This window comes from Clostridium psychrophilum (assembly GCF_018861705.1).
GTDB lineage: Bacteria > Bacillota > Clostridia > Clostridiales > Clostridiaceae > Clostridium_AD > Clostridium_AD psychrophilum.
In genome coordinates, this window is sequence record NZ_JAHLEC010000094.1 from 1 (window position 1) to 13,026 (window position 13,026).

Annotated in this window: 14 protein-coding genes; 1 reads left to right on the top strand and 13 read right to left on the bottom strand. The window is 29.7% G+C overall.

The annotated features are described in order from the left end of the window. Positions 1 to 218: 218 nt before the first annotated feature. From codY to KPL38_RS15045, 4 genes are all read right to left on the bottom strand, one after another. Positions 219 to 995 carry a GTP-sensing pleiotropic transcriptional regulator CodY gene (gene codY / locus KPL38_RS15030; protein WP_216289974.1) on the bottom strand — a complete coding sequence of 259 codons (777 nt, stop codon included), beginning with the start codon at positions 993 to 995 and terminating at the stop codon, positions 219 to 221. Positions 996 to 1,232: 237 nt separating this feature from the next. Then, positions 1,233 to 3,344 carry a type I DNA topoisomerase gene (gene topA, locus KPL38_RS15035; protein ID WP_216289959.1) on the bottom strand — a complete coding sequence of 704 codons (2,112 nt, stop codon included), beginning with the start codon at positions 3,342 to 3,344 and terminating at the stop codon, positions 1,233 to 1,235. Positions 3,345 to 3,392: 48 nt separating this feature from the next. Further along, on the bottom strand, positions 3,393 to 4,475 hold the full coding sequence (dprA, locus tag KPL38_RS15040; RefSeq protein ID WP_216289960.1) for a DNA-processing protein DprA: 1,083 nt from the start codon (positions 4,473 to 4,475) through the stop codon (positions 3,393 to 3,395). A gap of 42 nt (positions 4,476 to 4,517) precedes the next feature. Next, a complete protein-coding gene (locus tag KPL38_RS15045) occupies positions 4,518 to 6,041 on the bottom strand; it encodes a YifB family Mg chelatase-like AAA ATPase (RefSeq protein WP_216289961.1) in 1,524 nt (507 codons plus the stop codon). A 239-nt stretch (positions 6,042 to 6,280) separates the two neighbouring features. Between KPL38_RS15045 and KPL38_RS15050 the strand changes: the two genes are divergently transcribed. Then, positions 6,281 to 6,649 (top strand): YraN family protein, encoded by a 369-nt coding sequence (locus KPL38_RS15050; RefSeq protein WP_216289962.1) that lies wholly within the window; start codon positions 6,281 to 6,283, stop codon positions 6,647 to 6,649. 68 nt (positions 6,650 to 6,717) lie between these two features. Here the strand turns inward: KPL38_RS15050 and rnhB are convergent, their stop codons facing one another. From rnhB to KPL38_RS15095, 9 genes are all read right to left on the bottom strand, one after another. Next, positions 6,718 to 7,545: a ribonuclease HII gene (gene rnhB, locus KPL38_RS15055; RefSeq protein WP_216289964.1), complete on the bottom strand. Its 828-nt coding sequence runs from the start codon at positions 7,543 to 7,545 to the stop codon at positions 6,718 to 6,720. Between the two features lie 137 nt (positions 7,546 to 7,682). After that, a complete protein-coding gene (ylqF, locus tag KPL38_RS15060) occupies positions 7,683 to 8,531 on the bottom strand; it encodes a ribosome biogenesis GTPase YlqF (RefSeq protein WP_216289975.1) in 849 nt (282 codons plus the stop codon). 236 nt (positions 8,532 to 8,767) lie between these two features. After that, entirely contained in the window at positions 8,768 to 9,115 is a 348-nt protein-coding gene (gene rplS / locus KPL38_RS15065; protein ID WP_216289976.1) for a 50S ribosomal protein L19, read from the bottom strand. Between the two features lie 173 nt (positions 9,116 to 9,288). Then, complete coding sequence (gene trmD / locus KPL38_RS15070) at positions 9,289 to 10,008, bottom strand: tRNA (guanosine(37)-N1)-methyltransferase TrmD (protein ID WP_216289978.1); 720 nt, start codon at positions 10,006 to 10,008, stop codon at positions 9,289 to 9,291. Further along, on the bottom strand, positions 10,005 to 10,496 hold the full coding sequence (gene rimM / locus KPL38_RS15075; protein ID WP_216289965.1) for a ribosome maturation factor RimM: 492 nt from the start codon (positions 10,494 to 10,496) through the stop codon (positions 10,005 to 10,007). The genes trmD and rimM overlap by 4 nt, the downstream gene beginning before the upstream one ends. An 85-nt stretch (positions 10,497 to 10,581) precedes the next feature. Then, positions 10,582 to 10,809: a KH domain-containing protein gene (locus KPL38_RS15080; protein ID WP_216289967.1), complete on the bottom strand. Its 228-nt coding sequence runs from the start codon at positions 10,807 to 10,809 to the stop codon at positions 10,582 to 10,584. A 34-nt stretch (positions 10,810 to 10,843) separates the two neighbouring features. Then, a complete protein-coding gene (gene rpsP / locus KPL38_RS15085) occupies positions 10,844 to 11,086 on the bottom strand; it encodes a 30S ribosomal protein S16 (RefSeq protein ID WP_216289968.1) in 243 nt (80 codons plus the stop codon). 45 nt (positions 11,087 to 11,131) lie between these two features. Then, positions 11,132 to 12,481, bottom strand: a complete 1,350-nt coding sequence (gene ffh / locus KPL38_RS15090; protein ID WP_216289971.1) for a signal recognition particle protein — start codon at positions 12,479 to 12,481, stop codon at positions 11,132 to 11,134. 10 nt (positions 12,482 to 12,491) lie between these two features. Then, positions 12,492 to 12,839 carry a putative DNA-binding protein gene (locus tag KPL38_RS15095; protein WP_216289973.1) on the bottom strand — a complete coding sequence of 116 codons (348 nt, stop codon included), beginning with the start codon at positions 12,837 to 12,839 and terminating at the stop codon, positions 12,492 to 12,494. Positions 12,840 to 13,026: the final 187 nt, after the last annotated feature.

The window sequence follows — 13,026 nt, forward strand, 5'->3', positions numbered from 1 at the left end:
TTTTGTTAGAAGAATAGCAAAAATAAACGTTTTTTTATTGAAAAACTTTTTCAACTCTTTTTACGGTGGAAGTTAACTCTGCAAAGTGGAAGTTACTTTTTCAATTCACCATTTTTATAAAAATGATATCATATATTTATTAATATTCTCATTTTATACATATTTATACTTTATTAAATAAAATAATTTAAGGCAGAACAAAACTGTTCTGCCTTAGGTTATCTTATTTTTTTTAATTCATCAATTAATTTGTCATTTAAAATTTTAATATGTGTTCCCTTCATTCCAAGAGATCTTGATTCTATTACTCCTGCACTTTCGAATTTTCTAAGTGCATTAACAATAACAGATCTAGTTATTCCCACCTTATCTGCAATTCTAGATGCTACGAGCAAACCTTCATTACCATCTAATTCATCAAAAATATGTTGTACTGCTTCGAGTTCTGAATAAGATAATGTTCCAATCGCAAGTTGTACTACTGCTTTTTTTCTTGCTTCTTCTTCTATTATATCATTTTTAGCTCTCAAAATTTCAAGTCCAACTATAGTTGCACTATATTCAACTAAAACTAAATCATCCTCTGTAAAATCTTTATCAAATCTCGCAAGTAAAAGAGTACCTAATCTTTCTCTATTACCGTTTATTGGTACTATAGTAGACATTTTATGTTCTATCGCACATTTTGTATTATCTTGAAATACACAACCATTTTCATTAGTAAGATTAGCTTTTGTTTCATTAATATTAAGCAAACTATTATTATAATTTTCTGGGAATCTCATATTTTTTATAATTTCATGCTTTACAATATCGCATTCAAATCCACTGGATAAATTATAACCTAATATTTTCCCTTTTCTACTAACAATGTACACATTACATTGCAATACATCGCTTAACAAATTACAAATGTCATCAAAAACTACTGGTTCAGTTCCTGATTTTTGCAATATTTTATTCAGCATTCTTGTTTTATCTAATAGTGACACAATATTCCTCCTCATATATTAAAAACTACAACTTATATTATTAAGCCAATTCTTAAAGTAATTTCTTTTAGAATAGATAGAATTCAAAATATTAAAAATTTTTAGAATCGTTCTTCCGTTATTAATAATATCACAACATTAATTCTATATCAACAGTATTTCCATATATTTCGACATATTATTTGTGAAATTTATGGAATTGTGTAAACTTTTTTAATTATTTTGTTTTTTCACTATTGTTTACTTTTCTTCACTATTGTTTTCACTAGTTTCTTCCTCTTTATATTCCCTATGTTTACATTCCACATTAGAACATTCCAAATAATCACTTTTAGTTTTACTATACCTTTTTACCATATAAGTATTACATTCTGGACATTTAGTTTCAGTTGGCTCAAACCAACTAACAAAATCACATTTTGGGTAATTACTGCATCCAAAGAATTTAGTACCTTTTTTACTTCTTCTTTCTAAAATTGTTCCACCACATTTAGGACAAGGAAGTTCTAATTCCTTAGTAATTGCTTTAGTATTTTTGCATTCCGGATAACCAGGGCATGCCATAAAGTCACCAAATCTACCGTGCTTTATCACCATAAACTTCCCACATTTGTCACAAACTACATCTGTTACTTCATCTTCAATAGTTATTTTTGCTATTTCTTTCTCTGCAATATCTATGTCAACTTTCAATGGCGTAAAAAAGTCATTAACTATATTTTGCCATTTTTCTTTTCCTTCTTCTATATAATCTAAATTGTTCTCCATTTGTGCTGTAAACTCAATGTCTACTATCTGTTTAAAATATTCGCTTACAATATTATTTACTATATGCCCAAGTTCAGTAACTTCTAAAGTTTTTTTATCCTTCTCTATGTACTTTCTACTTAAAAGTGTTGTGATTATTGGTGCATAAGTACTAGGTCTTCCAATACCATTTTCTTCTAAAGTCTTTACTAATGATGCCTCAGAAAATTTAGCAGGTGGCAATGTAAAATGCTGTTTTCCTTCAGTTTTATCACTATATAAAATATCTCCTTTATCCAATTCTGGAAGTTTTAAAGTATTTTCTTCATCCTTTAATTCTTCATCGTAAATTTTTCTAAATCCATCGAAAGCTACTTTAGATCCTGATGCTTTAAACAAATATTCACCATTAGTTATATCTATAGATACAGTATCAAGTAAGCACGATTCCATTTGGCTTGCCACAAATCTTTTCCAAATCAATGCATATAATTTATATTGTGGAGCTTTCAGAGTCTTTTTAGCTAATTCCGGTGTTATTTCTATATTGGATGGCCTAATAGCTTCATGTGCATCTTGTATATTTTTTTTGCTTTTGAATATTCTAGGAGTACTAGGAGAGTACTTCTCCCCATACCTATCACAAATAAAATCTTTTGCTGCTATTTGAGCTTCTTCAGCAATTCTTGTAGAGTCAGTTCTCATATACGTAATTAGACCTATTGTTCCATGTCCCTCAACTTCCATACCTTCATATAATTGTTGTGCTATAGACATAGTTCTTTTAGTAGCAAAATTAAGTTTTCTATAAGCATCCTGCTGAAGTGTGCTTGTTGTAAACGGTGGTAGTGGATTTTTGCTCTTTGATGATTTTTTTGTTTTGCTTACAATATATTTTTTTTCATCAAGTTGAGCAATAACATTATCACTTTCCTCTTTAGAACTCATTTCAAATTTTACGCCGTTCTTTGAAATTAGTTTAACTATTAATTTCAAAGGCTCTCCTTCTTTACACAATTCACATTCAATAGTCCAGTATTCTTTAGTAATAAATTTATCTATTTCCTTTTGTCTATCACAAATTATTTTTAGTGTAACAGATTGAACTCTTCCTGCACTAAGTCCCCATTTAACCTTTCTCCAAAGTATAGGGCTAATTTCATATCCAACTAATCTATCAAGTATACGCCTTGCTTGTTGAGCATCCACAAGCGTTCCGTTAATTACTCTTGGAGATTTTATTGCTTTCTTAACAGCTGTTTTAGTTATTTCATTAAATTCTATTCTGCATTTTGCTTTCTCATCTATTTTTAAAGCTTTAGCTAAATGCCAAGCAATTGCTTCACCTTCTCTATCAGGATCTGTTGCCAAATAAATTTTGTCGCTTTTCTTAGCTGCCTTTCTCAGTTTATTAAGTAGTTCTCCCTTACCACGAATAGTTATATATTTGGGTTGGTAATTATTTTCTATGTCAACTCCCAATTGGCTTTTTGGTAAATCCCTAACATGCCCCATGGACGCTTCTACTACATAGCTACTACCTAAATATTTTTTTATAGTTTTAGCTTTTGCGGGTGACTCAACTATAACAAGTTTTTGTCCCATCTTATCCCCTCCCTCAATGTATTATAATATATATTAATATATATTTACTTATATTTTGTTATTTACTTTTACATAATAATTTCCTGATAGACATAATATTTGATTTTTAATCTGCATTTCAAATAATATACCATATAATTGTTTTATGTCAATGTTAGTTGCTCTAATAATGTCGTTAATATGTATTGGGCTATCATCTATAATGTTGTATATTTGTTTGTTAACTTGGCTACAAACAGACTTTACAACATTTTTGGATGAATCTTTCATTTCGACTCCCATTAAATTAAATATATCATTAGCCGATGTAAGAGGATAAGCCCCATCTTTAATTAATTTGTTAGTTCCCTTACTCTCGTAAGAAAATATGGAACCTGGCACAGCCATAACATCTTTACCTTGTTCAAGTGCTAGATTTGCTGTAATTAAAGATCCACTTTTCTCTCCGGCCTCTATTACAATAATAATATCACCCAAACCACTTATTATCCTATTTCGTAAAGGAAAATTATACGCATATGGTGGTGTACCTGGTAAAAACTCTGAAATAACAGCACCTTTTTTAACTATTTCATTAAAGATTTTGATGTTTTGTTTAGGGTAGACTATATCTAATCCTGAGCCTAAAACTGCGCAAGTATATGATTCATTTTCTAAACTACTTTCATGAGCAAACGTGTCAATCCCCTTAGCCATACCACTAATAATGTTAATTTTATTAACACATAAATCTGAACATATAATTTTAGTAACATCCCTCCCATAATTTGAATATTTCCTTGACCCTACTATTGCAATATTAAACCTATCATTTAATGGCAATATATTTCCTTTATAAAATAAAGTATATGGCGCATCATCATAATTTTTAAGTCTTTTAGGATACTCATCATCATCATAACGGACTGATTTTATTTCATTAATCTCTAAGTTTCTTCGAACATTATCAATCTCATTTTGATTCCAAGCATAGGTTAGAACGTCAATTAAGTTTTTATTAAAATATTCTGTTTTTTTATTATGTACACTATAATACCATATTTGTTGTGTACTATGGAAATCAGTTATTAATTTGAGTTTATTTTTTGGGGATAATTTAACTAAAGAAAACCATATATCATAATCATTCATTATTTTACGATACCTCCACTATTTTATTTAGATTATTTGAAATTAAACTATCCTCTCATCTATAAATTTTCTATACTGCACAGCTTCTATTATATGCTTATCTAATATATTTTTAGATCCTTCTAAATCTGCAATAGTTCTAGATACCTTAAGAATTCTTGAATATGCTCTTGTACTTAGTTTGAATTTATTATAAACTAGTTCCATAATTTTATTAGCTTTATCATCTAAATGACAGTATCTTAAAATTAACTTTTGGCTCATCTCCGCATTACAGTGAATTTCTTCTTTACTGAATCTTTTATTCTGAATATTTCTTGCTAATTCTACTCTCTTTTTAATAACATTAGAATTTTCACCACATTTTCGATTAACTATTTTATTATATGGCAAAAAATTTACTGCAGTGAATATATCAATTCTATCTAATAATGGACCTGACAATTTGTTTAAGTAACGTCTTCTCTCATAATCACTGCAACTACATTCCCTTTCATATGACCCATAATATCCACAAGGGCATGGATTTAAAGCACCTACAAGCATAAAGTTTGATGGATATTCTACGGTTCCATTAATCCTTGAAATACTAATTTTCCTCTCCTCTAAAGGCTGTCTTAGTACCTCCAGTACAGTTTTTTTAAACTCCAATATCTCATCTAAAAACAATACGCCCTTGTGCGCCAAAGAAATTTCTCCAGGTGTTATTTTATTACCGCCACCAACAAATGCAATTCTGGTAATAGTATGGTGTGGACTTCTAAAAGGTCTTTGTGAAACAATTTTTTCACCATCAGTAGTTTTACCAGAAACACTATAGATTTTTGTAACCTCTAATAATTCCTCTTGGCTTAAAGATGGTAATATTGATGAAATTCTTTTGGCCATCATTGATTTTCCAGAGCCTGGCGGTCCATACATAATCAAATTATGACCTCCTGCTGCCGCTACTTCAATAGCACGTTTTGAGCTTTCCTGTCCAAAAACATCTTCATAATCTAACTTTCCATCTATTAATATTCTCTCATTATTGTTTCTCTCATAAGGCATAAGATCCTTATAATTCAGAAAATGTACCACCTGCTTTAAATTATCTAAAGCGTATATTTTTGCAGTATTAACAAGACTACATTCTTGAGCGTTATTTATGGGAACTACAAACTTTTCTATTTTATTTTTTGTTCCTTCCATGACTACTGGTAATGAACCTCTTACTTTCTTTAATTGACCAGATAAAGATAATTCTCCTATAAAAAGATAATCGTCAATATCATTAATATTTATTTGGTTAGTAGCAAATAATATTCCTATAGCTATTGGTAAATCAAATAAAGACCCCTCCTTTTTCAAATCTGCTGGTGCTAAATTTATGGTTATTCTCTTAACTGGAAAATCAAAACCTGAGTTTAATATTGCAGATCTTACTCTCTCTCTCGATTCTTTAACTGAGGTATCTGCGAGCCCAACAATGTTTAATGCTGGTAGCCCCCTAGTAATATCAATTTCGACTGTAACCATAACACCATCAATTCCTGTGAATGCAGCAGACATAATTTGTATTGCCATATTATCACCCTTACCTTTATTAATTCTTATTTCATAATTATTGACATAATTATCGATAAAATACCTTTCATTAAAATTTACTATTAAATATAATTATGTTTACATTTTTAAAGCACTACATAATTTTTATTATGTAAACAAAATCATATAAATTTTATTAATTAAAAAATATTAAGTTGATTTATAAAATTTTTTAATTTAATATTAATGTAAATATAAAACCAAGGAAGGATGCTTTAATGAAAGATTACAATAAAGATATTGGTGAAATGGGTGAGAATATATCCGAAAATTATTTAAAAAATTCTGGTTATAAAATTCTTGACAGAAATTTCAAATGCAAATGTGGTGAAATAGATATAATAGCAGTCCACAAAAATTATATTTGCTTTATAGAAGTTAAAACTAGATATGGGATAAAATTTGGCACACCAAGCGAAGCCGTTAATTTTTCTAAACAGAAAAAGATTTATAAAACAGCTCAAATGTATATTTTAAGAAAAAATATTGTTGACTGGGATTTTAGATTTGATGTTATTGAAGTCATTGTGAATATTTATAATGACAATTTCTCTATTAATCATATTGAGGATGCTTTTCAATCCTAATTTTAGATTTGTGTATAAAATTTACAAATACACCTATTAAGTTATAAGGTGGATTTGTAAATTTTTTGTTAATTATTATTTTCGTTTAAAATGTTTTTCAAAAAACTTTTCCTATGTAATGAAATTATTCCATATTTTTTAATTGCCATTACATGTTCATTTGTACCATAACCAACATTTCTGTCAAATCCATAATTCGGATATACGTTGTTATACTTGGACATTAGCTCATCTCTATACACTTTTGCAATTATAGAAGCACATGCTATGCTTATACTTAATGTGTCTCCCTTAATTACAAACTCATTTAAATTGGAAAAATTTTTAATTCTATAACCATCGCTTAAAACTAGATCTGGCCTAATACTGAGACCATCACATGATTCAATAAACACTTGATTATTGCACCAGCCAATACCTTTTTCGTCAATTTGTTTATTGTCAATTTCACTAATCTTATATGCTAATGCTTTCTCTTTAATAATACAAGATAGTTCTTTTCTACAATTTATTGATAGTTTTTTAGAATCATTAGCTCTTAGTATAAGATCTTTATCCTTATCTGATTCTAAATCGAGTATTACTGCTGCAGCAACTATTGGTCCAGCTAAAGGCCCTCTGCCAACTTCATCAACTCCAGCTATATAATTATAGTTACCAAAATTTTTATCAAACTCATACATTTTTCTTACTCTTTGAATCTCTATTTCTTTTAGTTTTAACTTTCTAGATATTTTAGCGCCTAATTTTTGCACTGTTTTTCTGTTATCTTGTAACAACATGTTTAACATATTATCATCTCTAATAATGAAACCGTTTTCAATGTTTTCCACGCTAATTATATATGCACATATTTCTTTATAATTCATTTTTGAAAAATCATTATTACACTTCATGATATTTTCTCCTTAGTACTTTTATTATCTTAATTAGGCATCTTAAACCCAAATACAAAATGTACTATTTTGTTAAGATGCCAACTCTGTTTCTATTTATGAACAATGTGTTAATTGTAATTCAAATGCAAAGTTCTCTATTTTTCTACTCTTTCTAAAGATATAGGTCCCAATTTCCCACCTCTAAATTCATCTAAAAGCATAACTGCTATTCGGTTGTAGTCGATATTACCTCCTGAAATTACAGCGCCACGTTTTCTACCTATATTATCCATATTATCGATAGGGTTATCCATAATCTCCGAAAGCTTATATCTTTCCATTAACCTTTTAGCATTATTAGTTTGTAACCTTTCCACTAACCTAAGTGCTAATTCCTCAATATCAATAACCTCATCTTTTATGGCACCGGTAAACGCCAAATTAAGTCCAACCGCCTCATCTTCAAATCTAGGCCATAATACGCCTGGAGTATCCATTAGTTCTATTCCTAAGCTAGTTTTTACCCATTGCTTACTTTTAGTAACTCCTGGTCTATCTCCAGTTTTAGTTATATTATTTTTCCCAAGTTTGTTTATGAACGAGGATTTACCAACATTAGGTATTCCAACTACCATAACCCTCGTAACTATATTAACTAAACCTTTTTTCCTTTGTCTATCATGCTTTTGTTTTAATAACTCATCAAGTGTTGTTTTTATACTTTTTAACCCCTTACCTGTAATACAGTTTACAGCCAATGGCCTTACAGTATCAGTTGTAAGTTTATCTATCCATTGTTTAGTAATTTTTTCTTCAGCTAAATCACTCTTATTTAACAAAATTACTCTAGGTTTATCTTTACATATTTCATCTATTTGTGGATTTGCACTCGACTTAACAATCCTTGCATCTCTAATTTCTATTACCGCATCAACAAGTTTTAAACTCTCTTGGATTTGTCTTCTAGTTTTCGCCATATGACCTGGAAACCAATTTATGGTCATGCTCATTTTATCTAATCCTCCCCATTTTATTGAATGGATAAAAACTTTTTCTTTTCTACTATTTACTGTTATCTATTTGTTTTTGAAAATATAAAATTTATAATTTATACAGTTATTTTCATGTAAAATCACTGTGTTTTCTACATTCTAATAGTTTCCGTGCAAACAATTACTCACTTATTTAAACTAAATAATTATTCTGGTTAAAAGTAAAAAGGGACTTTTCAGCCCCAATTCTATCTCATTCTTTCTTTAACCTTTGCAGACTTACCAACCCTATCTCTTAAGTAAAATAATTTAGCTCTTCTAACTTTACCTAATCTTACGATTTCAATCTTCTCTATTACTGGAGCATTTACTGGGAATGTTTTTTCAACACCAACACCAGAAGATACTCTTCTTACTGTGAAAGATTCTCTTAAACCGCCATTCTGCCTTTTAAGAACAGTTCCTTCGAATACTTGGATTCTCTCCTTGTTACCTTCACTGATTTTAATATGTACTTTAATAGTATCACCTACATTAAAATCTGGTAAATCAGTTCTAATTTGTTCTGATTCAATTGCTTTTATAATATCTAACATGTGCATTCCCTCCTATAATTTTATTGTGACGTTCTTGATCATTATGGTATGACAGAGGACCGTCCGTACTAGCACAAACTATATTTTATCATAAAAAAAAATATATATCAACATAAAAATGCTTTTATTCCTAATTATGAAATATTCTAAAAAAACAAATCTATATGCACATTCTATTTTATGTCTTCATTACCTAAAAGTTTTTTATCTTCCTTTGAGAGTTTAAGTTTTCGAAATAAATCTGGTCTTTTTTCTTTTGTTATTGTTAATGATTGAAGTCTTCTCCATTTACGAATATTTTCATGGTGTCCCGAAATTAATACATCTGGAACCTTTTTTCCTTCAAAACAATCTGGCCTTGTATACTGAGGATACTCTAATACCCCATCATAAAAGGATTCTTCTATGTAACTCTCACTACACGATAATACCCCTGGAATTAACCTACATATACTATCAACTATAGGTATGCAAGCCATTTCTCCACCAGTCACTACGAAATCTCCAAGTGAAATTTCCATATCTATATAATCATAATTTCTTTCGTCAATGCCTTCATAATGCCCACATACAAAAATTAATTCTTTTTCCTTACATAGTTCTTTTGCAATATTTTGAGTAAATGTAGTACCCCTTGGTCCCAAGAATATTACCTTTCCACTATTATGTAACTTAATATCTTTAATGCTATCTACTAATGGTTGAGTTAACATAACCATCCCTGCTCCCCCACCATAAGGAGAATCGTCTACTTTTTTATGTTTGTTTAAAGAATAATCGCGAATATTATGTGATGAAATATCTAATATTTTATTTTCTATCGCTTTACCAATCATACTATAATTAAAAGCTTCAAACATTTCAGGAAATAGAGTTAATATATCTATTTTCATTCTTGCCATTCTTTTACAGGTTTAATTACTATCTTGTGCTCATCAATATCTATACTAACTATGATATCCTTAAGTACTGGAATAAGCACTTCTTTCTTTCCTTTAACCCAATATACATCATTGCCTGGTGTATTAAGAACATCAAATACTTTTCCAAGTTCTTCTCCGCCTTCTTCAAAAACACTACATCCTATTATATCTGCTACATAATAACTACCCTCTGACAATTTAATTGCATCTTCCCTTTTAATCATCAAGTATTTGTTTCTGTACGTCTCTGCCTGTTCTATACTATCTATGCCTACAATTTTTAATATTACTTTATCTGTTTGAAGTTTGCAACCTTCAACTTTTCTAATCTCACCATCAATATAAACATCTTTTATTGTTTTAAATCTTTCAAGACTATCAGTTAATGAAAAAACTTTAACTTCACCCTTTATACCATGTGTTTTACCTATCTGACCTACACTCATAAAATCCTTCATACATAATCCTCCTTTCAAAATTACTTTAATTGAACATATAAAAACAATAATTTAATTAAAATAAGAGTTAGGTAGAACCTAACTCTTACTTGATTTCAACAACCACTTTTTTATTTTCTTTAACAGCAGCTGCCTTTACAACAGTCCGAATAGCTTTTGCTATTCGGCCTTGCTTACCTATAACTTTTCCCATGTCCACATGTGCTACTGATAATTCAAGAAGTACCATATGCTCATGTGCAACTTCATTTACTACAACCATTTCTGGTTTATCAACTAAATATTTTGCCAATACTTCAAGTAACTGTTTCATGGAAAACTCCTCCATTCATTACTTACAAACTTTTCTAGTTGACTGCTATTTTGCTAAGTAACCTTTTAACTGTATCTGATGGTTGTGCACCATTCTTCATCCACTTAGTTGCTTTTTCAACATCTATTTTAATAGTAGTTGGATCTGTTGTTGGATTATAATATCCTATTTCTTCGATAAATTTTCCATCTCTAGGAGCTCTTGAATCTGCTACTACAACTCTATAAAATGGAGCTTTTTTAGCACCCATTCTTTTTAATCTTATTTTAACTGCCACGTATATCACCTCCTTAAATCTATATATTTGTTATATTACTATTTATTAAAAAGGCATTTTGCCAAACAAACCCTTTTTGCCGGGTTTTTGAAAACCTTTTGCTTGCTTCATAAATTTTTTCATCATTTCAAAATCTTTTAACAACTTGTTAACTTGTTGAACTAAAGTTCCTGATCCATTAGCAATTCTCTTTTTTCTAGAAGAAGATCCACTAATTATATTAGGATGTTTTCTTTCAGATACCGTCATTGAGCGTATTATAGCTTCAACTTTTCCCATATCTTTTTCACTTTTAGATAAATCTACACCTTTTAACTCTTTTTTATTTACACCTGGCATCATTTCAACCAATTTATTTAGTGGTCCAAGCTTTTTCATCTGTTGCATCGAAGCTAAAAAATCATCTAAATTAAATTCTTGAGATAACATTCTAGTGCCAAGTTCTTTTGCTTCATTTTCATCAATAGACTGTTGTGCTTTCTCTATTAATGAAAGCACATCACCCATGCCAAGTATTCTTGACGCCATTCTATCTGGATAAAATACTTCAAGATCATTCATTTTTTCGCCAGAACCAACAAATTTTATGTTTTTCCCAGTTATTGCTTTAATAGATAATGCAGCTCCGCCTCTTGTATCTCCATCTAATTTAGTCAGAATTAAACCAGTTATATCTAGTTGTTTATTAAAACTTTCTGCTACATTCACTGCATCCTGGCCTGTCATTGAATCTACAACTAACATTATTTCGTTTGGATTAACATTGGCTTCTATATCTTTAAGTTCATTCATTAAAGTTTCATCTATTTGAAGTCTTCCTGCTGTATCTATTATTATTACATTATTATCATTATCTTTGGCAAATGCTACTGATGCTTTTGCAATATCTACAGGACTCTCTTTGTCTCCCATAGTAAATACTGGAACATCAATTTGTTTACCAACTACCTGTAATTGTTTTATTGCCGCTGGTCTATACACATCGCAAGCAACTAACAGAGGCTTTTTATTTTTCCTTTTAAGTGAAAGAGCAAGCTTTCCACCCATTGTAGTCTTACCTGCGCCTTGAAGCCCTACGAGCATTATGACTGTTAAGCCAGTAGTTGAAAACTCCAACTTGCTTTCTGAATTACCCATCAAATTAGTTAACTCATCATTAACAATTTTTATAACTTGTTGACCGGGTGTTAAACTTTCTAATACCCCATTGCCTAAGCATTTGTCGCTAACTTTTTTCACAAAATCTTTAACTACTTTATAATTAACGTCTGCCTCAAGTAATGCCAATTTTACTTCTCTCATAGCATCTTTAATATCTTTTTCTGAAAGTTTACCCTTACCTTTTAATTTTTTAATAGTATCTTGTAACTTAGAAGATAACCCTTCAAATGCCATAATAAACCTCCTAAATATTTTCACTGATTTGGGTTTTGATATCACATATAAGCTGATCTATTTTTTCATCTTTTATATTTAATTGTAAGTTATCTAATTGAGATATAATATTTTTTAAAGTTTCTTTTAGTTTATAACCTTTATTTAATAATTTTAATTTTTCCTCATACACTAAAAGCAAATTATCAGATCTTTTAATGGTATCATGAATAGCTTGCCTGCTAGTATTATTTAATTCTGCTATTTCTGATAAAGATAAATCGTTATTAAAATACAAATCCATTATGACCCTTTGCTTTTCAGTAAGTAGAACGCCATAAAAATCTAATAACAGAGAAATTTCAAATCTTTTTTCCATTTCATCACCGACTCACAAGACATATAATATCAGAGTTTATTTGCGGTGTCAAGTAGTTTTACTTAACAGGCAACATTTTTATGATCGAATTGTGATAATGTCCTATTATACCGAATTTGATTATGTCCCAAAAAGAATATAGTATAATAAAACCTCATGACTAAGAAATGAGGTGGACAAAATCAGA

Coding starts and splice junctions, on each gene's coding strand:
- topA (WP_216289959.1), bottom strand. CDS start 3,344: ATGGGACAAAAACTTGTTATAGTTGAGTCACCCGCAAAAGCTAAAACT.
- dprA (WP_216289960.1), bottom strand. CDS start 4,475: ATGAATGATTATGATATATGGTTTTCTTTAGTTAAATTATCCCCAAAA.
- KPL38_RS15045 (WP_216289961.1), bottom strand. CDS start 6,041: ATGGCAATACAAATTATGTCTGCTGCATTCACAGGAATTGATGGTGTT.
- KPL38_RS15050 (WP_216289962.1), top strand. CDS start 6,281: ATGAAAGATTACAATAAAGATATTGGTGAAATGGGTGAGAATATATCC.
- rnhB (WP_216289964.1), bottom strand. CDS start 7,545: ATGAAGTGTAATAATGATTTTTCAAAAATGAATTATAAAGAAATATGT.
- ylqF (WP_216289975.1), bottom strand. CDS start 8,531: ATGACCATAAATTGGTTTCCAGGTCATATGGCGAAAACTAGAAGACAA.
- rplS (WP_216289976.1), bottom strand. CDS start 9,115: ATGTTAGATATTATAAAAGCAATTGAATCAGAACAAATTAGAACTGAT.
- trmD (WP_216289978.1), bottom strand. CDS start 10,008: ATGAAAATAGATATATTAACTCTATTTCCTGAAATGTTTGAAGCTTTT.
- rimM (WP_216289965.1), bottom strand. CDS start 10,496: ATGAAGGATTTTATGAGTGTAGGTCAGATAGGTAAAACACATGGTATA.
- KPL38_RS15080 (WP_216289967.1), bottom strand. CDS start 10,809: ATGAAACAGTTACTTGAAGTATTGGCAAAATATTTAGTTGATAAACCA.
- ffh (WP_216289971.1), bottom strand. CDS start 12,481: ATGGCATTTGAAGGGTTATCTTCTAAGTTACAAGATACTATTAAAAAA.
- KPL38_RS15095 (WP_216289973.1), bottom strand. CDS start 12,839: ATGGAAAAAAGATTTGAAATTTCTCTGTTATTAGATTTTTATGGCGTT.